This window comes from Nonomuraea antimicrobica, from assembly GCF_039536965.1.
Lineage (GTDB): Bacteria > Actinomycetota > Actinomycetes > Streptosporangiales > Streptosporangiaceae > Nonomuraea > Nonomuraea antimicrobica.
The window spans coordinates 1-637 of record NZ_BAAAZP010000310.1; the positions used below are offsets into that span (position 1 = coordinate 1).

1 protein-coding gene is annotated in these 637 nt (G+C 67.7%); it reads right to left on the reverse strand.

Annotated elements, in window-relative coordinates; all coding sequences use genetic code 11:
• Positions 1-45: 45 nt before the first annotated feature.
• Positions 46-637: class I SAM-dependent methyltransferase (locus ABD844_RS52995; RefSeq protein WP_344897993.1), on the reverse strand; the 592-nt coding region annotated here is incomplete at its 5' end.

A 637-nucleotide genomic window follows, 5' to 3' on the forward strand; every position in this document is an offset into this window, starting at 1 on the left:
CAGAAATGTTGGTGAGAAATGGCAGCACCCACCTCCGCCCGTTCTCTAGCGGAGACGGGCCAGCAAGTGGGCGTCCAGGAAGCCCCGCTCGGAGGCCGGGTCGTGGAGCAGCCGCGCGAATGTGGCGAACCCAGCCCCGGCCAGCAACTCGGCGAAGCGGTCCGCCGGCCAGCTATAGGCGGGTGTCACCTTGTGGTCGAAGCGGACCGGCTCGGGCGCGTCGGTTCCGAAGAACGAGACCAGGAGAAGGCCCCCCGGCGCCAGGACACGCGCCTGCTCGGCGAGCAGCGCGGGTAGTTCCCCAGGAGGGGTGTGAATCATCGAGTAGTGGGCCAGCACGCCGCCGAGCGCGCCGTCCTCAACGGGGAGTTCCTCCATCCGGGCCTCATCGAACTTCAGCGCCGGATGGGCCCGCCGAGCGTGGTCGACCATGGCCGGAGAGAGGTCGAGCCCGAAGGCATCCAGTTCCAGGTCGTGCAGCATGGCCGTCAGATGTCCGGGCCCGCAGCCGACATCCGCCACCCGCGAATTCCCCGTCCCACGCACCAACTCGGCGAAGGTGCCGATCATGTTCCGTGCGAACGGCTGCGTCTCCAGTCGGTTAGCGAACATCGACGCATATAACTCGACGACCCCG